Annotated in this window: 18 protein-coding genes; 4 read left to right on the top strand and 14 right to left on the bottom strand. The window is 56.9% G+C overall.

What is annotated here, in order from left to right; translation table 11 throughout:
- Window positions 1-41: 41 nt before the first annotated feature.
- The 3 genes from N8E88_RS01020 to N8E88_RS01010 all read right to left on the bottom strand — a co-directional run bounded on the left by N8E88_RS01020 (window position 42) and on the right by N8E88_RS01010 (window position 3,729).
- The gene (locus tag N8E88_RS01020) at window positions 42-1,367 is read right to left on the bottom strand and encodes an ABC transporter substrate-binding protein (RefSeq protein ID WP_262290328.1); all 1,326 of its coding nucleotides are present in this window, start codon (window positions 1,365-1,367) and stop codon (window positions 42-44) included.
- A gap of 3 nt (window positions 1,368-1,370) precedes the next feature.
- On the bottom strand, window positions 1,371-2,909 hold the full coding sequence (locus N8E88_RS01015; RefSeq protein ID WP_315975181.1) for a putative N-acetylmannosamine-6-phosphate 2-epimerase: 1,539 nt from the start codon (window positions 2,907-2,909) through the stop codon (window positions 1,371-1,373).
- 70 nt (window positions 2,910-2,979) lie between these two features.
- The gene (locus tag N8E88_RS01010; RefSeq protein WP_262290327.1) at window positions 2,980-3,729 is read right to left on the bottom strand and encodes a GntR family transcriptional regulator; all 750 of its coding nucleotides are present in this window, start codon (window positions 3,727-3,729) and stop codon (window positions 2,980-2,982) included.
- Between the two features lie 373 nt (window positions 3,730-4,102).
- Here N8E88_RS01010 and N8E88_RS01005 point away from each other — a divergent pair, with 373 nt between their 5' ends.
- Window positions 4,103-5,860: a cation:proton antiporter domain-containing protein gene (locus tag N8E88_RS01005; RefSeq protein ID WP_262290326.1), complete on the top strand. Its 1,758-nt coding sequence runs from the start codon at window positions 4,103-4,105 to the stop codon at window positions 5,858-5,860.
- 3 nt (window positions 5,861-5,863) lie between these two features.
- Here N8E88_RS01005 and treY read toward each other — a convergent pair whose 3' ends face one another.
- Together treY and N8E88_RS00995 are read right to left on the bottom strand one after the other, a co-directional pair.
- A complete protein-coding gene (gene treY, locus N8E88_RS01000) occupies window positions 5,864-8,518 on the bottom strand; it encodes a malto-oligosyltrehalose synthase (protein ID WP_262290624.1) in 2,655 nt (884 codons plus the stop codon).
- 5 nt (window positions 8,519-8,523) lie between these two features.
- A complete protein-coding gene (locus tag N8E88_RS00995; protein WP_315975180.1) occupies window positions 8,524-9,885 on the bottom strand; it encodes an alpha,alpha-trehalose-phosphate synthase (UDP-forming) in 1,362 nt (453 codons plus the stop codon).
- A 188-nt stretch (window positions 9,886-10,073) separates the two neighbouring features.
- On the opposite strand from N8E88_RS00995, the gene otsB reads away from it, so the two are divergent.
- Together otsB and N8E88_RS00985 are read left to right on the top strand one after the other, a co-directional pair.
- Window positions 10,074-10,844 carry a trehalose-phosphatase gene (gene otsB, locus N8E88_RS00990; RefSeq protein ID WP_262290324.1) on the top strand — a complete coding sequence of 257 codons (771 nt, stop codon included), beginning with the start codon at window positions 10,074-10,076 and terminating at the stop codon, window positions 10,842-10,844.
- Window positions 10,845-10,995: 151 nt separating this feature from the next.
- A complete protein-coding gene (locus tag N8E88_RS00985) occupies window positions 10,996-11,838 on the top strand; it encodes a DUF2189 domain-containing protein (RefSeq protein WP_262290323.1) in 843 nt (280 codons plus the stop codon).
- 56 nt (window positions 11,839-11,894) lie between these two features.
- On the opposite strand, the gene N8E88_RS00980 is transcribed toward N8E88_RS00985, so the two are convergent.
- From N8E88_RS00980 to N8E88_RS00940, 9 genes are all read right to left on the bottom strand, one after another.
- Window positions 11,895-12,230 carry a cytochrome C oxidase subunit IV family protein gene (locus tag N8E88_RS00980; RefSeq protein WP_262290322.1) on the bottom strand — a complete coding sequence of 112 codons (336 nt, stop codon included), beginning with the start codon at window positions 12,228-12,230 and terminating at the stop codon, window positions 11,895-11,897.
- A gap of 11 nt (window positions 12,231-12,241) precedes the next feature.
- Window positions 12,242-12,964 carry a heme-copper oxidase subunit III family protein gene (locus N8E88_RS00975; protein ID WP_262290321.1) on the bottom strand — a complete coding sequence of 241 codons (723 nt, stop codon included), beginning with the start codon at window positions 12,962-12,964 and terminating at the stop codon, window positions 12,242-12,244.
- Window positions 12,965-12,972: 8 nt separating this feature from the next.
- Window positions 12,973-13,677 (bottom strand): cytochrome c oxidase subunit 3, encoded by a 705-nt coding sequence (locus N8E88_RS00970; RefSeq protein WP_262290320.1) that lies wholly within the window; start codon window positions 13,675-13,677, stop codon window positions 12,973-12,975.
- Window positions 13,674-15,452, bottom strand: coding sequence for a cytochrome c oxidase subunit I (gene ctaD, locus N8E88_RS00965; RefSeq protein ID WP_262290319.1), 1,779 nt, complete (start codon window positions 15,450-15,452; stop codon window positions 13,674-13,676). The genes N8E88_RS00970 and ctaD overlap by 4 nt, the downstream gene beginning before the upstream one ends.
- Before the next feature lie 49 nt (window positions 15,453-15,501).
- On the bottom strand, window positions 15,502-16,320 hold the full coding sequence (locus tag N8E88_RS00960) for a cytochrome c oxidase subunit II (protein WP_262290318.1): 819 nt from the start codon (window positions 16,318-16,320) through the stop codon (window positions 15,502-15,504).
- 210 nt (window positions 16,321-16,530) lie between these two features.
- Window positions 16,531-16,884 carry a DUF1428 domain-containing protein gene (locus N8E88_RS00955; protein WP_262290317.1) on the bottom strand — a complete coding sequence of 118 codons (354 nt, stop codon included), beginning with the start codon at window positions 16,882-16,884 and terminating at the stop codon, window positions 16,531-16,533.
- Window positions 16,885-16,950: 66 nt separating this feature from the next.
- The gene (locus N8E88_RS00950; protein WP_262290316.1) at window positions 16,951-18,816 is read right to left on the bottom strand and encodes a CHASE2 domain-containing protein; all 1,866 of its coding nucleotides are present in this window, start codon (window positions 18,814-18,816) and stop codon (window positions 16,951-16,953) included.
- Window positions 18,817-18,822: 6 nt separating this feature from the next.
- Window positions 18,823-19,353: a FecR domain-containing protein gene (locus tag N8E88_RS00945; protein ID WP_410010495.1), complete on the bottom strand. Its 531-nt coding sequence runs from the start codon at window positions 19,351-19,353 to the stop codon at window positions 18,823-18,825.
- Between the two features lie 123 nt (window positions 19,354-19,476).
- Entirely contained in the window at window positions 19,477-20,415 is a 939-nt protein-coding gene (locus N8E88_RS00940) for a LysR family transcriptional regulator (protein ID WP_262290315.1), read from the bottom strand.
- 117 nt (window positions 20,416-20,532) lie between these two features.
- Between N8E88_RS00940 and N8E88_RS00935 the strand changes: the two genes are divergently transcribed.
- On the top strand, window positions 20,533-21,582 hold the full coding sequence (locus N8E88_RS00935) for a class 1 fructose-bisphosphatase (protein WP_262290314.1): 1,050 nt from the start codon (window positions 20,533-20,535) through the stop codon (window positions 21,580-21,582).
- Window positions 21,583-21,586: the final 4 nt, after the last annotated feature.

Raw genomic sequence — 21,586 nt, 5'->3', positions numbered from 1 at the left:
TCCTTTCTCTCCCGCAAGGGGAGAGATACCGCGCCGGGGGCCTAAGGCTTCAGCAGTTTCTGCATGCCGGCCTTGGTATTGGCGAGCGCTTCGTCAAGGGTTTCCTGCCCCGACCAGTAGCCGGTGAATTCCTTTGCCTGCAGTTCGTAAACCGGAAAGGCATTGGCCGATGTAGCGCCGGTCATGACATAGCCATAGGCGCCGGCATATTGACCGAGCGTAACGAGATCCGGCCGCTCCTTCGCGATCTTTGCCGCGACATCGGGCAGGAGTGCAGGCGAACCGCCGCTGCGGGCATAAAGCAAGGCAGCGTCTTCGGTTGCGAGCCATTGGAGGAACTTCGCCGCACCTGGCTTGTTCCTGGCGTTCTTGTTGATGCCAAGCCCGAGCCCATGGATATGGTCAGCCCGACCCGCCGCACCGGCTGGCGGCGCAACAATGCCGACATTCTCCGCAACCGCCGGAGATTTGGCGGGATCAGTCAGTTCGCTGGCTGCAGCATTCCACTGCAATGCCGTCGCCACCTGACCGGAGCCGAACGCAGCATTCGTTTCGGCATATTCGTACGACAGCGAATCTTTCGGCGAAGCACCCGCATCATAGAGCTTCTTGTAAAGTTCCAGCGCCGTCCGGTAGGCCGGAGAGTCGATGGTGATATTGCCCGAAGCATCCATCCAGTCGCCGCCATGGGCACGGGCCACGGATTGCCACACCATGATGTTGAAGAGGAGGTTCTTCATCTGCAGCACCGTGCCGTAGCGAACCGGGCTTTCGGGATTTACGGACTTTGCGAAATAGAGCGCGGTCGCCGCCCAGTCATCCCAGGTCCAGCTGTCGGGCGCTTTCGGCTCCAGAGCCTTGCCGAGATATTTTTCACTGATCTCGGCATATTTGGCCTTGGCCGCCGGGTCGGCGATGAGGGCGTCGACGAGGTCCTTGCGGTAATACATGAAATGCAAGGAGAGATCGGTCGGGACGCCATATTGCTTGCCGTCGAACTGCATGGTCTTCAGTACTGACTCGCCAAATACCTTGGCGGCATCCGGACCGAGGTCGACCGGCTCCATGTAGGACGCGTAGCGGCCGATCGAATACGTCGCGAGAAGATTGATATCAAAGGCGCTCGACCCCGCTGCCATGTCGGCCTGCAATTTGTCGTAGAAGCCATCGCGGCTATAGAAAAGAAGCTCTACCTTATCCGCGTCGGCAACGCCACTTTGTGCGTTGTAGGCCTCAGCGACAGCGCGCAACGCGGTTTCCTCCGAACCGCCCGGCCAGCCCAGAACGGTAACTGCGGCGTTGGCGGCGCCAAGAGATGTGATAACCAGTGCGAGAGCCGATAAAGTGATTTTTGTAAATTTAAGCATGTTCTAGCCTCCAATAATTGAGTTGGATTGTGCAATGGCAAGATCCGCCGCGCCGATTACCCCCGCGTGACGGCCGAGACCGGCACTCACAAGGGTTGGACGCAGCGATATTTTGGGAAATGTAAATGCGCCCCGAACCTGATCGATATATCCTTCTGCAAGCCCGATCCCGCCGCCAATGACGATGCACTTCGGGTCGAGCGCCAGCTGTATGTTCTGGCAGAGTATAGCGAGGCGGCGGGCGGAAATTGCGATAATATGCGATGCCCATGGCGCGCCGGACCTCGCCGCGGCGAAGATGGCCGGGGCGTCCAGCTCATAGCCCGCCTTGCAGGCTTCCGCATTCATCCAGTGACCGGAGATGCTGTCTTCAAGCGGTCGGTGCGAACATTCAAAGTAGCCCTGAAACAAGCCGAAATGACCGGCGGTTCCTTGCAAGAGCCTGCCGTTGATGACGATGCCTCCACCAATGCCGGTCGAGACCGTGAGGAACACCATGTCCTTCTGTGCGCCGGCGCCAAGCCGGTGCTCGCCCCAGGCGGCACATTGCGCATCGTTGACGGCAATAGCATTGACGCCGAACGTACCGCGCAACCTGTCGATGAGCGGATAGCCTTGCGGCAGATTGAGCGTTGCCGGATTGAGCGCCTGCCAGTTTCCGTCGACGACAATCCCCGTGACGGCAGCAGCAACCCGCCCATAGGAGCCGCGCCAGTTCGAGACCTTCGCGGCGATAGCGTCGATCCAGCCGTCGGGACCAAGATTGTGGTCGGTAGCAAATTGCACCTCCTCGATGACTTTGCCTTCCTTCACCAGGCACGCCATCGTTTTCGTACCGCCGACATCGATCGCAAGCACGGCTTGGTTGGCTCTGCGTGCAAACCCGGCATCCATTGCCTGCCTGAACCATGAGGTGACATGCTCGGTGCGGGTGATGGCGGAGCCGACCACAATGCTGAAGGCGCCCTGGCGAAGTGCTTCCGCTGCCTGCTCGGGCGTCCGGATGCGGCCCTCCGCGATCACATAAGGGGTCAGTTTCCGCAGTCCGGCGATCAGCTCGAAATCCGGCGCATCGGGAACCGGACCGCCGGTATATCCGGACAGCGTCGACCCGACACAATCGGCACCCGCGGCCAGCGCGGCGCGGCCATCCTCGACCGATGCACAGTCCGCCATCGCCAAAGCGCCTTTCGCGTGAATGGCCGCGATGATATCCGCGACATTATCCAGCCGCGGGCGCGATGTTGCGTCGAACGCCACAATCTGTGCGCCGGCGTCGATCAGCGCCACTGCGTCAGCCACACCGGGCGTGATGCGGACGGGTGACGTTTCAAGATCTTTTTTGACGATGCCGATGATAGGCGCGTCCGTCACCTGGCGGACCGCTCGCACATATTCCACCGATTCGATCCTGAGTGCGCTTGCACCTCCGGCAATCGCCGCCAAGGCAAACGCCGTGACCATGCCGGCACGATCCATCGGGCCTTCCGGAACCGGCTGGCAGGAGACGATAAGGCTGCGTTCGAGATCCCCGATTTTCACTTCAAAATCCTCGCTTATGACGAGAACGATATCCAGTTCATACCAGATTGCAACCAGTCAAAAACTGGTATTAGCGGCTTAGCTCCGTAACGAAATCATAGAGATCGCCGCGATATCTTGTCTCGGTAAATTCCACGGGCTGATCGTCGGCAAGGAAACAACGCCGTTCAATGATGAGCAGCGGTGCGCCAACCGCACACTTCAAGAGCTCGCTGTCAAGGACCGAAGCAGGCCGAGAACGCAGCCGTTGTATGGCCCGCTGTGGCAGCGCATTGCGCTTTGCCAGTGCCTCGTATAGGGAATCGCCAACGAGTTCGGGTGATGGCAGAAACTTTGCCGGAACGACTGCAGTCTCGTAGGCGGCGGGCTCTCCGTCAGCAGTCCGTATTCGTTTCAAGCGAATGATATCGGCATTTGGCGGCAAGGCGAGCGCCATCGCTTCCGCCGGGGATGGGCGGCTGATTTCCTTGGAAATCCAGATACATCCGGGTTGAAGTCCGCGCGCAATCATATCCTCGGAAAAGCTCGCGAGGGTCGAAAGCGATTTCTCGACAGGAACGCTTACTTCAGTCTTCGCGCCATGTCGCCGCCGCAAATGGCCATCCTGGATAAGAAGTTCGAGGGCCTTTCTTACGGTGACACGCGAAAGGACAAGAGCCTCCGCCACCGCTCGCTCGCCTGGAAGAGTAGATCCGCGTTTTATGCGGTTGCTGATGATGAGATCCTGCAGCGCCATCTTCAATTTCTTGTGCAGGGGAATTCCCGTTTCGAACGCGTCGATCCGCGACCGGATCTCCGCAAACAGCTGCTGGCGGTCCATGATTTCTCCTTGCCCGCGGTCTTCCCAAAGGCTGGATTTTCACCCTCGCATTATTTTTTTGGAAATCCAACTGGTATTATATATAGGCGGTTTTCAACTGGGGATAGCAAGAGAGCTGGGGGCAAATCGATTTTTGCGTAGCATGTTCTTGTTTCTGTAAAGCTTTTGCATGAAATGGTGTCATTTTCGCACGCGAACATCCGATTCCGGCACGCGAACCATCGAATCCGGGACCAATTTCGCTACGCAGGATTGAAATTTACGTGCGATCAGTTGTAACTGCCGGGTTTCAAACATAATCGAACGATCTATTGCAATTTCCTGTAGATCGACCTTTTGTGAAAACCTGCAGAAAAATCATGGAAAGAGGGACGTGCATCAAGAGGTCTCGCTCTTAGCGACGGTTGCTATCGGCTTTGTGTTTGCCGCGGTCTTCGGCTATCTGGCCGATCGTCTGCGCTTGCCGCCGCTGGTCGGCTATCTCGTCGCCGGCATCATGATGGGGCCGTATACACCAGGCATCGTCGCCGATAGCGGGCTTGCCTCGCAGCTCGCGGAAATGGGCGTTATCCTGCTGATGTTCGGCGTGGGCCTGCATTTTTCCGCCTCCGATCTTTTGGCGGTTCGAGGTGTCGCTGTCCCCGGAGCGCTGGGGCGTATCCTGCTTGCTACCTTGCTCGGTATCGGCCTTTGTTCGTTGTGGGGCTGGGGTCTTGGTGCGGGTATCGTCTTTGGCCTAAGTCTTTCCGTCGCCAGCACGGTGGTCCTGCTCAAGGCACTGGAAGAGCACAACCAGGTCGACTCTGTAAATGGCCGCGTGACCGTCGGCTGGCTCATCGTCGAGGATCTGGCGATGGTTCTCGCCTTGGTGCTGTTGCCAGCCTTTTCAGGGGTTCTGGGCGGTAATGCGGACGCAGCAGCCGGAGATGCCGCCACCACAGGCGGTGGCCTTGCCATCACATTGACCATCGGCATAACCCTGCTCAAGGTCGGCGCTTTTACGGTGATGGCGATATATTTCGGGCCCAAGGTCGTTCCGTGGATTCTCACATTGGTTGCCCGCACCGGCTCACCCGAACTGTTCACGCTTTCCGTTCTCGCCGTTGCCCTCGGTATCGCCTTCGGCTCGGCGCAGATTTTCGGGGTATCCTTTGCGCTCGGGGCGTTTGTCGCAGGCGTCGTCATGAGCGAGTCGCATCTCAGCCATCGTGCGGCGGCCGACTCCCTACCTTTGCAGAATGCATTCGCCGTACTGTTTTTCGTTTCTGTCGGGATGCTTTTCGACCCCTATGTCATCATCCGCGACCCGCTTGCGGTTGCTGCCGTGCTGGCGCTGATCATCTTTGGTAAATCGTTGATTGGGTTTCTGATCGTCGTCCTCTTGCGCTATCCGATTGCGATGGGGCTGTCGGTCGCTGCCGGTCTGGCGCAGATCGGCGAGTTTTCTTTCATTTTGGCTAGTCTCGGTGTTTCGCTCGGCCTTTTGCCACGTGAGGGACAGGACCTCATACTCGCCGGTGCCATACTGTCGATCACAGTCAACCCACTCGTCCTGCTCGGCGGCGATTGGCTGCAAAAGGCCGTCCATCGAAAGTGGCCATCTCAGTTTGAACAATACGGAAAGCGCAAGCATGACGCACTTTGCCGCGAGCTGGAGCGTATCCGGAAGATCAGCGATGAAAGAAACAGGCAGCATCAGCTGGAAATGCAGCAGCTGATCGAGACTTTCCCGATGTTTGCCCAGGTCGACGAAAATTCTCAGGAAGAGCTTCTCCTGTTGTTTCGGCCAAAGGTGGCGTCGCCGGGCGAACGCGTCATTCGCGTCGGCGATCGTGGCGATGGCATGTATTTCATTTCATCGGGAGCAGTGGAGGTTCAACTGGAGGACGACCCGGTTCGCCTGAAGGCTGGATCCTTCTTTGGTGAAATGGCGCTTCTGAGCGGTGGGCGCAGGACCGCGGACGTCATTGCAGTCGATTTTTGTCAGTTCCTGGTTCTCGAGCGCCGGGATTTCAATGTTTTCATGTCGAAGCATCCCGCACTTCGAGCCGCAGTCAGCGATATGGCCAAAGAGAGAAAAGCGATGAACGTTTCACGCAGGAAACGCAATCAGTCTCTCGATGCGACGTAATTCCTAATCCGACATCAGCGACAGCGTGGAAAATCCCCGCATCGCATCGGCCACGAGACACTTGTCCGTCAAGGTCAATCGATTGCCCGTCATGATGTCCTGAAAATCCTTGCCTTTGATTTCCGCCGGAATATGAACTGTCGTGTCGCCCCAGGCAGGTATCGGCATGAAGGGTTCGTGAAACCGTTTCACTGCTTCGAAGGGTTGGCGGGGCACGGCAACCAGACAATAGTCCGATTCATGCTTGCGCAGAAAAGCGATAACGTTTCTTCGCTTCTTGCCGGTGACCTTCAGAGGAATGTATTCTCCGTCGATGAACAATTCAGGCTTGCGTTTTCGAGCCCGAAGATGGGCGGCGACAAGCCGCTGTTTGACGGCACCCGTATGCCAATCCTCCAGGAGAATGTTCAAGGGGCACTGATCTGCATAGGAAAGCCGGGCAGTCAGCGCATCGAAATCTATGTCATTCGATGCCGGAATGTTCGATACGGCGAAATCCCAGGATTCCGCTCCATTGTAGATGACAGGAACGCCCGGAGCAGTTGCCTTCAGGACAGTTTGCGAAAAACTATTGATCGCCCCGGCTATCCAGAAAGGCCGCAACGTCTTTGTGAAGTCCAGCAGGAACGAGCGGTCGGCGAAGAGCTGACCGATATAGTCCATCACGGCCAGCTCATAGGGCTTGTTTATTTCGGTCCAGAAGGAATCCCTTTGAATTTCGCTGATCGCCTTCTGAATGAATGCGCAGAGATCGTTATGAACGGCCTGCAAACTATTTTCATCGTCGATCTGCAGCGTCAAAGGCCAGATCGCGCCAAGGGTTTGATAGATCAGCCATTCGGTCTGGGGGTCAGGCGCCAGCGTTTCCTCGATGGTTGCAACACTGCGCGCATGGAGCTTGCGCCAGCGCGCCACCGCCTCGCACCAGATTTCCGGCGCTTCGGACAGAGCGAGAAGCCGCATCCTCGCATCCTCGCCGAATTTTGTGGTGTAGGAGAACGTTGTCGCCAACATTCCCTTGGGTGCCACCGTGGCTTTGCGCAGCATCTTTTCGTGGAAGAGCTGCACCGAATCCCCGGCATCACTCGAGCGCAATATGACTTCGTCAAGCGCGATCGGCCCACGACCGTATTGGTAAGATTGTTCGATTGCCTGGGCCATGACAGCGGCGGTCAATTGCTGGAATCTCACGATGAATTCACCAATTTTCCCGTCAGGATCATTCGCCGCTTCCAATATGCGCTGCACGAACTTCAGCGGAGCGGGATCGGCAGCGTCAGGACGTGCCAAAATATCGGAAATGGTGGACTGGAGAATGGATCGATAGGATTCGAGGATTCCCGCCTCATTCGAATAGGTCCGGAAAACCGGGAGTTCGACTACGAGATCGCTTACCGCGCGCCTCAGCTCAAGTTCGTCGGCCGTATTCGGCTCTATCAGAATGAGCAGGTCGACCAGTGCCTGCAGTTCCGCAGCGAATCTGCTGTGCAGCACAGCTGACTTTGCAACGCGATAGTGGAGCGTACTTTGCGCGCCAATATTGTGGCTGTAGAGCTGTTCGAGTTCAGCCAGCTTTGCATGATCGACCATAAGGTTCGCGGTCACAGAGATGAACTCGTAGCCTGCAGTTCCATCGACATGCCATGAAGCGGGATAAGGTTCGCCGTCCAGAAGAATCTTGTCGGCGACCAGATAGGCTTTTTCGCCGGCGTGCCGGCGCAATTCCTGCGAATATGTCTCAGGATCGGCCAGACCGTCGATCTGGTTGACACGAAAACCGATGACTTGGCTGATCTCGAGCAGATCGAGCGGAACCTCGTGAAAGTCCTTGAATGGCTGTGTCTTTTCGACCTGAACACCGACAGAATGCATGGATTCGAAAGAGTGGCGATAATTCATCCGGCGGCGAGCCTTCTGACGTGTCACCAGACGCCACTTTTGCGTCGAAAGCACGTCTTCGAGCATCGAGATGTCCTGAGAGATATCTTTCAGGCGCGACGCAAGCACGAGACGATGCGCGAGTTCACTGGTGTCGTAGAGTTCTCGCAACCGGACATGAAATTCGTCGGATCGTTGCGGGTCGGCCTCGTTTACTGCATCCAGAAAATCATTCGAAAGGGCGTTGTCGACGCCGCGAAGGATAGTTTCATAGGATTTTGGATGCAGTGGATAAAACACCTCGCCGTAAGAGATGCCGAGGGCAAATTTGTTCGGATCGAATTTGAGCTGCAGAGTCCCGGCCTGGACTTCTTCGACCAACGGACGTTGTAGAACGGGAAGCGCCAGACGTTTTTTCCAGTCCACGTCGAAATGCTCGGCGTAGCGGCTCTTTGATCCCCATTCGAGAACATCAAACCACCAGGGATTGTGGTGCGTAGCTGGCAGCTGGTTTGGATTGATATCGACGATGAGCCCCATACCGAACTTGCGAAGTGCAGAATCAAGGGCGACGAAGCCATCTTCGCCCCCCGCGTCCCTGTCCAGCTTCGTCGGGTTATAGGATTTCTTGCCGCGCCCGACATCGATCGAGCTGAAAATTGGAGAAATGGTGAGCGTATCGATGCCGAGATTGTTCAGGTACGGGACGATTGCCGCTACATCATTGAAGGACAGTCCGTTCCTCAACTGAATGCGATAGGCGGAATTGGGTAGGGTCATATTCTTCAAGCAACCCGTTCATTGGCGGAGTGATGATCGCCATGTTGCAGGGCATGAAGATATTCCCGCTGCCACCATTGCGCATCGCGATCGATGACGCGTTTCAGAAGCTTGCGATGGCGCAGTTGCCGCTCTTCCAGCGGCATTGTGACAGCGGTTTTCAAAGCGTGCGCAACCTCGCTGATGTCGTAGGGATTGACAATGAGCGCCTCGCTCAGTTCTTCGGCTGCACCCGCGAACTTGGAGAGGATAAGGATGCCTGGATCCTTGTTGTCCTGAGCGGCGATATATTCTTTGGCCACAAGGTTCATTCCGTCCCGCAATGGCGTCACCAGCCCGATCAGACTTGCCCGAAACAGCGGGGCCAGCTTTTCTCTTGGAATGTTACGATTGATGTATTGGACAGGCGCCCAGTTGAAATCCGCGAACCTGCCATTGACCGCGCCGGCAAGCTGCTCGAGTTCGGCCTTGATATCGGAATAGGCGGTGACATCTTCCCTGGAGGGCGAGGCAATCTGCAAGTAATCGGCATGTCCTTGATATTCAGGACAAATCTCCAGAAATTTTCTAAAGGCTTTCATGCGGTGCGGCAGGCCTTTCGAATAATCGAGGCGATCCGCGGAAATGACCTGGAAGCGCTTCAGAACGGTGCGGCGCATGCGTTCGAGTTCGATCGTATCGTCGGTTCTGGCCGACACTTTCGCAAACTGCTTCACATCGATGCCGATGGGGAAATGCCCGATATGGATCGTGCGATCGTTAACGCGAACCAGTTCGGGCGAAATGATTGCCGCATCGGAATGCTCTTTGAGATAGCGATGAAAATTATGGACGTCATTGATCGTCTGGAAGCCGATGAGATCAAACTGCAGCATGCAGTATCGCAGCCATTCGTGGCGAGGGACGGCGGAGAAGATGTCGGCAGAGGGGAACGGGATGTGCAGGAAAAATCCGATCCTGTTCTTGTGGCCCCGTTTGCGGAGCTCCGCAGCCATAGGTATCAGATGGTAGTCATGCACCCAGATAACATCGTCGTCCCGCAGATGCGGACTGACCATCTCGGCGAACTTCGCATTCGTTGCAGAGTAGCAATCCACGAACTCCATGCGATAGTCCATCAGGTCAAGGCGATAATGAAAGGCAGGCCAAAGCACTTTGTTGGCGAAGCCGAGGTAGTATTTTTCGTGTTCCTGGCTCGTCAGTGGGGTGGTCAGGCTCGTGACATTGCCATGCGTCTGGATCTTGATTGTTGCGGCTTCTTCGGCGTCTACGACACTTCCGTCCCAGCCGGCCCAAAGGCCGCCTTGAGCTTTAAGTGCATCCACGATACCGACAGCAAGTCCGCCAATTTGAGTGTTCTTTCCCAAATTCGCAGTGCGATTTGAGATTACGACTAGCCGTCCCATAAGATGTCCCTTGCATGCAGTCAGGACTCTAACCAACTCCTCAAAGGCTTGATGGTTCCGGAAAAAGTCGGCATCAAGCCAACTTTCATTGAACGATTCAGGGCCGGTTGAGTTCTTCAATGATGGGAGTTCGAGCAAAGGAAAGAGATATGCAGCCGAGCACGGCGGTTGATACTGCAAATCACCCACTGCCTGACGATCTGAATGGTTGGGCGCTCTTCATAGACATTGATGGCACGCTTATTGATCTTGCGGCAACGCCTGAAAGCATCGTCGTTCCTCCGGAGTTACCATCTCAACTCATGAAGCTGTCACAAAAGGCAGATGGTGCCATGGCACTTGTGACCGGCCGTTCCATCGCTGCAGTCGATGCGATGTTTGAACCCTACCACTTCACCGTTGCGGGTCTGCATGGCGCGGAAATCCGCAGGGAAAATGCGGAAATTCTCCGAAAGGGGATTGAAGCAGCGGCGCTCGACCGCCCGCGCATGATGCTGCAGAAATTTGCGAGCCGATGGCCGGGTATGGTGATCGAAGACAAGGGTCTGGGGCTCGCCGTGCACTACCGGCAGGTCCCGGAAGCAGCCATTCCCGCCGCGCATGCGGTCGACGGCCTGGTCAAGGATCTCGGTTATGGGTGGAAGCGCCAGGACGGGAAGATGGTCATCGAAATTGGGCCTGCCGGAACCAATAAAGGCATCGCGGTCGCGCATTTCATGGAGACCGCACCCTATGCAGGGCGCAAGCTTCTCGTCATGGGCGACGATCTGACTGACGAAACCATGTTCCGCTTTGCCAACGAAACGGGGGGACGCTCGGTGAGAGTGGGCGATCCGCCTTTCGAGAGCATTGCCGAATTCAAGCTGGACTCCGCAGATACCGTGCGATCATGGATCGCCACGATGGTGGCTCGGCAATGATTTTGCCCCGCTGAGTGACCACCTTGTCTCTGGCTTAATTTTTCCGATTCGCGTATGTTTTGTCTTGTGCAGGTTTAGGTCCGTTGGTACCGCCTCTAGCATGGTACCACTGGTGCCTTTCCCGCTCGAAACGAGATTGGGAGAATTGCTCATGGCACAATTTCATGTGATCGCTGGCGCAAATGATACCAGCGCCTATCCTGAGGTGCGTAAAATCAGCGTGGCGGATGTTTTTGCTGCGCTTCGTCAAGGGTTCGACGATTTTTGGGAGAAGCCCTCCCATTATGTTTTCCTCTGCCTGATCTATCCTGTCGCTGGCCTGGTATTGGCGCGCTGGTCGTCGGGAGCCAACGCGCTGCCGATCCTGTTTCCGCTGATGTCAGGTTTTGCGTTGATCGGTCCGTTTGCAGCGCTCGGTCTCTATGAGATCAGCCGCAGGCGGGAACTTGGCCTCGATACATCATGGCAGCACGCACTTGAGGTCAGGCGATCGCCCGCCATGCCATCCATCTTTGCCGTCGGTGTATTGCTCTTTGCGATCTTCATCGTATGGCTGCTTACCGCCCAAGCGCTTTACGTGAGCCTTTTCGGTCCTGCAGCGCCGGAATCGATCAGTGCCTTCCTGAACCAGGTGTTCAACACATCTGAAGGCTGGCGGATGATCATCCTCGGCAACGCGATTGGATTTGTCTTTTCCGTCGTTGTTCTATGCACCACCGTCGTCACCTTCCCGCTCCTTCTCGATCGGGACGTGGGTGCGTTGGCTGCAATTGTGACATCGATCAAGTCTGTGCTCGCCAATCCGATACCGATGATATTGTGGGGCTTGATAGTGGCCGCGTTGCTTTTCGTCGGCTTCTTGACACTTTTCGTCGGCCTGGCAATCTTCATCCCGGTACTCGGCCATGCGACATGGCATCTTTACCGCAAGGTTGTCGCACCGCTTCCTAGCGCGGAAGTCCAGAATCTGGCGAAACCTCGCGTCCGGCGATAGTTAAGCAAGTGTGCTAAAGGGGCGGTGCCGAAAGGGTGCCGCCTTTTTGTTTTTACTTACGGCCCGGTGCCGAAGAAGGTCATCCGGCTGAGCAGTACGTAGTGCGATTCCGAAACCATCAGCGCCACGAATACCAGCACAAGGACCGGCGGTAGCAGGATGGCATAGATGAGAGCCAGCCTTTCCCATGCCATATGCATGAAAATCGCGATGATCAGCCCCGCCTTGAGAATCATGAAAAGCAGGATAAGCGACCACCGCAGATAGCCGTGAAGACCAATGTAGTCGACCATATAAGAGAATAGGCTCAGGACGAAGAGCAGACCCCAAACGACGAGATAGAGCTTGATCGGATGCTCTTGATGTTCCGTATGTGCTGCCGGTTGTGCCATGATTGGAGCCCTCACCACAGATAGAAGAATGCGAAAATGAAAACCCAGACCAGATCGACGAAGTGCCAATAGAGGCCGGTGATTTCGACGATCTCATAGTGGCCCTTCCGGCTGGTGAAAAAGCCGCGTTTCTCCGTGTCAAAATCGCCGCGCCAAACCTTCCGGGCTATGATGAGCAGGAAGATGACGCCGATTGTAACGTGTGTGCCGTGAAAGCCGGTGATCATGAAAAAAGTTGAACCAAACTGCGGAGCGCCCCATGGATTTCCCCATGGACGAACCCCTTCGGAGATCAGCTTGGTCCATTCGAAAGCCTGCATCCCGACAAAAGTTGCGCCAAAAAATGCGGTCAGCAACATCAACAGCGCCGTCTTGCGGCGGTCGCGCCGGTAGCCGAAATTAACGGCCATAGCCATCGTACCGCTGCTGCTGATGAGAACGAACGTCATGATTGCGATCAAAATCAGGGGAACTTCAGTTCCGCCGATATTGAGCGCGAAAACCTCGCTCGGATTAGGCCAGGGAACAGTCGTCGACATGCGGGCGCTCATATAGGCCAGCAGGAAACAACCGAAGACGAACGTATCGCTGAGAAGGAATATCCACATCATGGCCTTCCCCCAGGAGACATTCTTGAATGTTCGCTGATCGGAAGCCCAGTCTGAAGCGAAGCCGCTCAGGCCGTCGGGCCGGGACGGGGATATTCTGGTTTCGGTTTCCACGATTTGAGTCATCTTCAACCTCAGGTCAGCAGTTGCCGGCAGATATCGACGAAGTCATTGGCCCAGCCCGCGAACAGCGCAAAGATGACCAGCCAGACGATGAGCATGAAATGCCAGTACATGGCGCACAGTTCGATGCTGAGCCGTGCTTCTTTCGGCGGTTCGCCCTGCCATACGTTGAACGTGGTCCGGCTGAGCACCAGGAGACCGCCGAGAATGTGCAGTCCGTGCATTCCCGTAATCAGATAGAAAAAGCTGTTGGCGGGATTGTCGGCGAGGACATAGCCCTCAGACACCAGCTCGCGCCACGCAAACAGCTGTCCGGCCAGGAAGCCGATGGCGGTTACGAAACTTGCAAGAAGCGCGATTTTCATGGCGTTGGCGTCGTTTTGCTGTGCCGAGGATTTTGCCATCTCCAGGGCAATGCTGCTCACGACAAGCGCAGCCGTATTGACCCAGAGGACGCCGGGCAGGGGAATGGCCCACCAATCCTGCAATCCCATGCGCATGAAGTAGGCGCTGATGAAAAGCGTGAACAACGCGCCGACCACGGCGAGAAATACGCCGAGGCCGATTTTTACGGTCGGTATCGGTGACCGGGTAACCGGGAAAATGTCGCTGGCGCGCGCGGACTCCAGCCACGGTTTTGACATCAGCCGCTGCTGCGCCATCCACCAGATGATGATCGACGCCAGCCCCGCCAGAAAGATCAGGATTGCGCTCATGATGCGTGTTCTCGCGACCGGTTTTCAGGATCCGGCTCATTCTGCGGAATGAAATCCTCCGGAGCGCCAGGAACACTGTAATCATAGGCCCAGCGGTAGACGACCGGCAGTTCCTTGCCAAAATTGCCATGCGGCGGCGGTGTCGTCGGCGTCTGCCATTCGAGCGTGGTTGCGCGCCAGGGATTTCCCCCGGCGTCCTTGCCTCTGCGAAGGCTCCAGGCGGCATTGAACAGGAACAGGACCTGTGCGGCACCGACAGTCAGCGCCATCAGCGTGATGAAGATATTCAAGTCATGGGCCGATGGCGGGTTGACCACGGATTCGCCGAGTTCGTAGTAGCGGCGCGGAGCCCCCAGCAGACCAAGATAGTGCATCGGGAAGAAGATCAGATAGGCGCCGAGGAACGTCACCCAGAAGTGAATCCGCCCCATGGTTTCATCCAGCATTCGCCCAGTGATCTTTGGATACCAATGGTAGATCGCGCCGAAGATCACCATGATTGGCGCAACGCCCATCACCATGTGAAAATGCGCAACGACGAACATCGTATCGGAAAGCGGAACATCCACGACGACATTGCCGAGAAACAGTCCCGTCAATCCCCCATTGACGAATGTAACGATGAAGCCGAGCGCGAATAGCATGGGTATCGTCAGGTGAATATCGCCGCGCCATAGTGTGAGCACCCAGTTATAGACCTTGATGGCGGTGGGAACCGCGATGATCAAGGTTGTCGTTGCGAAGAAGAACCCGAAGTTGGGATTCATGCCGCTCACATACATGTGGTGTGCCCAGACAACGAAGCTCAGCGCACCGATGACCACGATCGCCCAGACCATCATCCGGTACCCGAAGATATTCTTGCGAGCATGTACGCTGATAAGGTCCGACACGATACCAAAGGCGGGCAAGGCGACGATATAGACTTCCGGATGGCCGAAGAACCAGAACAGGTGCTGGAAGAGGATCGGACTGCCGCCACCATGTTGCAGTTGTGTACCCATCTCGACGATTGCAGGCATGAAGAAGCTCGTGCCGAGGACGCGGTCGAACAGCATCATGACCGAGGCGACGAACAGGGCAGGGAAGGCAAGCAGCGCCATGACCGTCGCGGTGAAAATGCCCCAGATCGTCAAGGGCATGCGCATCAATGTCATGCCACGCGCCCGACCTTGCAGAACGGTCACGACATAATTCAATCCGCCCATGGTGAAACCGATGATGAACAGGATCAGCGAACTCAGCATCAGGATGATGCCCCAGTCCTGCCCGCCCGGCGTGCCGGAAAGCACCGCTTGCGGTGGATAAAGGGTCCAGCCTGCCCCCGTTGGTCCACCTGGTACGAAGAATCCCGCGACGAGAACAAGCACGGCAAGAAGGTAAATCCAGTAGCTCAACATATTTGCGTAGGGAAACACCATGTCCCGTGCTCCGAGCATCAGCGGGATCAGGTAATTGCCAAAACCACCCAGGAAGAGCGCAGTCAGGAGATAAATCACCATGATCATGCCGTGCATGGTGATGAACTGGTAGTAGCGGTCGGCATCGATGAAGGCGAAAACGCCGGGGTAGGCAAGCTGCAGCCGCATCAGCCAGGAAAGCACAAGCGCAACGAGGCCAATCGAAATGGCTGTCAGCGAATACTGGATGGCGATGACTTTGGCGTCCTGGCTGAAGACGTAGGTCGTCCACCAGCTATGCGGGTGATAAAGCTCCACATCTTCGACTTCCGCTGCCGGAATGGGGTCGTTGATGCTGGATGGAATATTGACCATCTATTGCCCTCCCTGTGTTCGCTCTTTCTCCCGAAGAGCGGTGCCGTTTTCACTGTGCCGTCTGTGGTTCTCCGGATGCTGCCATCATCTGCGTGAATGTCTGCTGCTGCTGCAGCCAGGTTTGATAGTCGGCCTCGTTATCGACCACCACCGTTCCACGCATTTGCGGGTGCCCGACCCCACAAAGCTCGGCACAAAGCACTTCGAACGTGCCCGTTCGTGTCGGGGTAATCCAGAAATAGGTGACCATGCCGGGCACCATGTCCATCTTCGCCCGGAATTCCGGAACGTAGAAATTATGCAGGACATCGACCGAGCGCAGCACCATCTTTACGGGCTTTCCGATCGGAAGATGCAGTTCGCCGCCCTGAATGATGATGTCGTCGAGGCCCGCGCTGTCGTTCTTGTTCACGCCGAGCGGATTTTCCGCGGTGATATCGCGTGTTTCCGACGTTCCGAGCTTGCCATTGGCTCCGGGCAACCGGAAGCTCCAGAGCCACTGTTGGCCCACGACTTCAACTTCGGTCGCATCGCTCGGCACATTGATGAAACGGTCCCATACGAACAAACCGGGCGCAAGCATGGCGACAACGCCGATGGTGGTCACCGTGGCGAGCCAGAATTCAAGCTTCCTGTTTTCCGGCTCATAATGCGCACGGTTTCCCGGCTTGTGGCGGAAACGCCAGACGCAATATGCGACGAACAAGACCACCGCGACGAACACGAAACCGGTGATCCAGAAAGTAATGATGATTGTATTATCGATGTATTGCCAATTGGACGCGATCGGCGTCCACCACCAGGGACTCAAAAGATGAAACAAGACTGACGCAACTGCAACAAAAGCAAGAATTAAGACTACAGCCATTCTATTGTCCCCTCCCTGCCGGAATCGGCTGTGGACATGAACTCGCAATCCGTAGAACCTCACCCTAGCATTTCATAAACGAGAAATACAGGTAGTCGTCTCATCGAAAGTATCGGTGCACAGAATATCGGAAACGTCGCTGGAATTTACTGTCGTTTCATCGCCGCGCCGTCATTGCCGGCGCGGCGCCTGAGCGGAATATTGGCCCGGTTATAGCTCCACGATAGGTGAAAATCCGCCAAAGATCATGCGCTTGCCGTCGAACGGCATGCTGGCCATGTCGCCTTTCAGGCGAGGGTCCGCCATCACCTTCGCATTGATGGCATCACGCTTTTCGCGGGATTCGTAAACGATCCAGGAAAAGACGACGGTCTCGTCGTCTTTTGCGTGTACAGCCCGCGGGAAGGAAGTAAGTTCACCATAGGGTACGTCATCGGCGACGCACTCGACAAAGGCGAGCGCGCCGTGCTCTTTCCAGACCTCTCCCGCCAAACTGGCGAGTTCCTTGTAGGCTTCCAGTTTCGCTTTAGGAACGGCAAGTAAGAAACCATCGACGTAGGACATAGAAAACCTCCATTTGATTGACACGACCAAAGGACGTTGGCGCAAGCGGAAATCCTACACCATCTTTCAAATTTTGTCGTCGCTGCGCCACAGCCAGATCGTGACCGAGCCGGAGCGTCCGCGTATTTCCGTTTCGAGCGGTCCGCTCAGAACGCCAGTCTTGTACGGCGCGCTGTCCGGGCCTGCAATGTGCAGGATATCGGTCGTAAGCGCGAGTTCCGCGTGGTTCTTCTTGGCCACTTCCATGAGCCGGCTGGCGACGTTGACCGTATCTCCGGTCGCGGTGATCTGCTGGCGATCACCGCCGCCGAGCCGCGAAGCAACCACTGTGCCGAAATGTGCACCGAGTTTGAACCCGATGCGCGAAGCGGTCGACGCGGGAAGCGAGGCGAGCCATAGTTTCGTTCTGTTGCACAACTTGATGCAGCAGAGCGTGGCATTGGCCGCGTCTTGCGGATCAGGTTCCGGCAGGCCGAAAAGGATCATCGCGCCGTCACCCATGAAACTCGTAATGGTTCCGTTGCAGGCCGCGACTTCCTCGTCTACCAGCTCGTAAAAGCCGTTCAATAATTCGCGCGTGGCGTTTGGTCCAAGGACCTCGCTGAGGCCGGTAAATCCGGAAAGGTCGATGAAAACCACGGCGGCGTCCTGGCGAACGGGCTCGGCCAGAAAATCGGGGTTTCTTGCCAGCCATTTTCCAAGTCCCGGCGCCTGCACGCTTTGCAGCATCGCGCTTTGCCGAGCAAAATGCTGCGCACGGCGCCGATCTAGCAAGAGCTGGCTCGCTCCGAATAGGAGCAGTGGGGGAACTGCAGCCGTGATAGGAATTGCGGCGCTGAGCCAGATGCCATTTGCAAACGCGACCATGTTGATGACGAGCCATGCGCAGACGACGGCGACTATTGCGGCAAGGCCAATGATACTGCGCCGCCACGCGAGCAGTCCCACGAGAACGAGCGGCAGACCGACAGCAAAGCCTGCATCGATAAGCCGGATATGACGATCGCGGATCGTGGCATCGCCAGCTACAAGTTGAGCTATCGCCGTTGAAATGACCTCCACGCCGGGAAGTACTTGATCAAATGGTGTCGGGAAAACGTCGCCGCCGCCGGTTACCGTCGTTCCCAGAACGACGATCTTGCCGGTAACGTCCTTGGCCTCAAGCTTGCCATCCAGCACCGCAGCGGCGCTGACCGTTTTTATCGTACCCCTCGGGCCATAGAAGGTCAGGGGAAATGATTGGCCGATATCGGTGCGGATGTGGCGTTCACCCAGCGCGATGCCGCCGGGTTCGAATACAGGGTCGACTCCGGCGGCAAGCGCAACTGCACGCAGTGGAAAAGAAGGCTGGACCTCGTCACCCTTCTTGAACAGCATCGGGATAAATCGCGGCGTTCCGGATTGATCGGTTGCGACGTTCACGATACCCACCGGCGAGATATCGGCAAATTGCTGCTGCGGGAGCAACAAGCTGGCGGCATCCGGAATGCGGTCAAGTGCGTCGTCGTGTGCAGGCTTTATCAGTTGCTTGCCACTCGCGAACACGGCCGCTCCCGCCAAAAGTGTCGTGACTTTCCCGAGCGATGATGCGAGCTTGCGGTCGCCATCTTCCTGGCCGCGATCCACCAGAAGCAAATCCAGCGCAATGACTTTCGGTTTGAGCTCGGCAATTGCGTCGACGAGGGTAGCGAGCGTCGAGCGGGGAACAGGATAACTTCCGACCAGCGTCACTGTCGGGTCGTCGATGGCTATGATTGTGACAGCATCCGGTGCCGGCTTTTTGCCACGGATATTGGTGCGCAGATCGGCGAAGGTAGCCTCGACCCGTTCCAGAAACCAGGTGTTTCCCCTGATGTGCATCAGGCCGAGCCCGGTGCCCCACATGCCCGCAAGGATCAGGGCGACCAGTATCTGCCGTGCACGACTGGACATGGGTGATTATTGACCGAGACGCGCCATCAATGCGTTGACGCGAGGTTGGGGCCACCGCTTCACAACAAGAGCGCTGGTGCTTTCGTCGACATCAACGCCTTCACCGGGTCCGAGCACCACAGCCGCCGGCGCAGCCTGCCGCCTGACGCTGACTGCGCCCCTGACAACGAAAACTGCCGTCTTGCCCGCGCTGACATCCACAGCCCATTTCGTACCCCTGACCGCTGCGATAGCCTGCGGCGTGTCGACCACGAATCCGGATGGTGATTTCGGGGCATCGAGCAATATCGCCTTGCTCCGCGCCCGAACTGCATCGACGATGCCGTCACGGCTGCGGTCCAACAATGTGTACCGCGCGCCGCGCTCAGCGGTAATGGTGAGGCCGCCGCGGCACTTCAATATCTGCCTTCCGGTCCCGCCGACCTGCGTCAGCGCGCATCCGGAATTGGCGGATTGTGCCGACGCGCCTTCTGCGCCGAGCATAAAAACGAAGGCAAAGGCCACTGCCGCGCGAAAAATTCCCGCTATTGAGTCCATGGAAATTGCCCCCGTTCACCGGCACCAGACCAGGCGCGGTTTCACCTGCAATATAGAACCTCAGGAGGGCATTTCAAAGCGCTGATAAGCTTTTCTCTTCGGTATCGGCTTCACTAAATCGGGTTAATTCTCCGTTGCCGGGTATAGCCGGTCGATTGCCGGCAGGCATTGCGCGCCTTTACGGCTGAGGAAATCCTGGAATGCGCGCATGGCCGGCGACATTGTCCGGTCGGTGCGCACGACGGAAAACCACTGGCGGCGGATTGGCATGCCGATCACGTCGAGCATCACAAGCCTGCCGACATCGAGCTCCAGTGCGATCGTGTGTGCGGAGATAAAGGCGATGCCGAGCCCGGCCATCACCGCCTGCTTGATCGTCTCGTTTGACGACATTTCCGTGCCGAGATCATCAAGCCGGCCCGGCAGTTCGCTCAGGAAAATCTCCAGCGATATGCGCGTACCCGATCCCGGTTCGCGGATAAGGAAATGCTCCTGCGCGATACGTTCCTTGGTGATATCGCGGCACCTGGCGAGCGGGTGGTCGGGAGCCGCGATCATCACCAGCGGATGATCGCCGAAAACCGCCGAACGCAAGGGCACGTCCTTCGGCGGTCGGCCCATCAAGGCGAGATCAACCGCATGGCTTTTCAGCCCGGCAATCGTCTCGGCGCGGTTGCCGATAGCGAGCTTTATGGCGATATCCGGGTGTTCCTTGCGAAAAATCGCCATCAGTTGCGGTGCGAAGTATTTCGCCGTCGATACGACTCCCAGTGTCAGACTGCCGATGCGCAACCCCTTTATCGCATCGATCTCGTCTTCGAGCAGGCGCAGCCGTTCGTCGACCATTTGCGCAGCGTCGAGGAAGGCCAGCCCGGCGGCAGTCGGCCGCAGGCCCTCGTTCGTCCGGTCGAACAGGATGATGTTGGCGTCTTCTTCCAGAAGTTTGAGCTGGATCGTTACCGCCGGGGGAGTCAGGCCCAGCGAATTAGCCGCTGCTGCGATCGTGCCGTGCTGCATGATCGCCTGAATCGCCCGCAGTTGTTTCAAATTCAGATTGCGCATGCCTAGCAGTTAATAGAATTTATCGAGTACGTAAATATAATAAATTTTACTAAGTGTGGTCCGCGTGGTTCCATACCCGAAGTCTGATGCGGAGATAATCGGACAGGGAGGACTACCATGACCACGGCAACACTAGATGCCTTTCTTGGATCCTATGCGGAGAGCGGCGATACGCTGCGCGCTTCCGTCTCGCTGGTCGTGCGCCAGCTGTCCCTGACTGCGGTCAAGATCCGCAACACGATCAATCAGGGCGCGCTCGGCAAGGCCTTCGCCAGCAGTCAGGGCAGCAAGAATGCCGATGGCGATTCCCAGAAGGACCTCGATATCTTTGCAGACGACATGTTTCTCGAGGCCATGCGTCAGGCTCCTGTTGCACTTTATGGCTCCGAGGAACTCGCCCATCCAGCCTTGCTCGATGCAAGCGCGCCGTTGGCGTTGGCGATCGATCCGCTGGATGGCTCGTCCAACATCGACACCAATGTCTCGATAGGGACAATCTTCTCCATCCTCCCGGTGGCAGGCCAGCCGGACAGCGAGCCTGGCGCATCGTTTTTCCAAAAAGGCGATCGCCAGCTCGCTGCCGGTTTCTTCATTTACGGGCCGCAACTTGCCTTGGTGCTTACGCTTGGCAGCGGTACGCATGTATTCGTGTTTTCGGCACGGCTCGGGACCTTCGTTCAGGCCTATGCGAGTATCGTTATTCCTGAACGTGCTTATGAATTCGCCATCAATGCCGCCAATTACCGGCATTGGGACGAGGCGGTGCAGCTCTATGTCGATGACTGTCTGAAGGGTAGCGAAGGACCGCGCGAGCGTGATTTCAACATGCGCTGGATCGCATCCCTGGTCGCGGAAACGTACCGGATCCTCATGCGCAGCGGCGTGTTTCTCTATCCGGGAGACAGGCGCAAGGGCTATGGCGATGGTCGTATTCGTCTCGTCTACGAAGCCAATCCCATTGCCTTTCTCATCGAGCAGGCGGGCGGCGCCGCGACCAACACGGCAAGCCGCATACTCGATCTGACACCGAAGACCATGCATCAGCGTGTGCCGTTCATCTTCGGTTCGGCGAGGGAAGTCGCCCGTATCAGCCGGTATCACACCGAGCCCAGCAACATCGGCGAACGCGCGCCGCTGTTTAGCAAGCGTGGCCTGTTCAGGGTTTGAGTGG

Origin of the sequence: Phyllobacterium zundukense, assembly GCF_025452195.1 — a bacterium.
Lineage (GTDB): Bacteria > Pseudomonadota > Alphaproteobacteria > Rhizobiales > Rhizobiaceae > Phyllobacterium > Phyllobacterium zundukense_A.
This window is presented reverse-complemented; position numbering and strand designations above follow the sequence as displayed.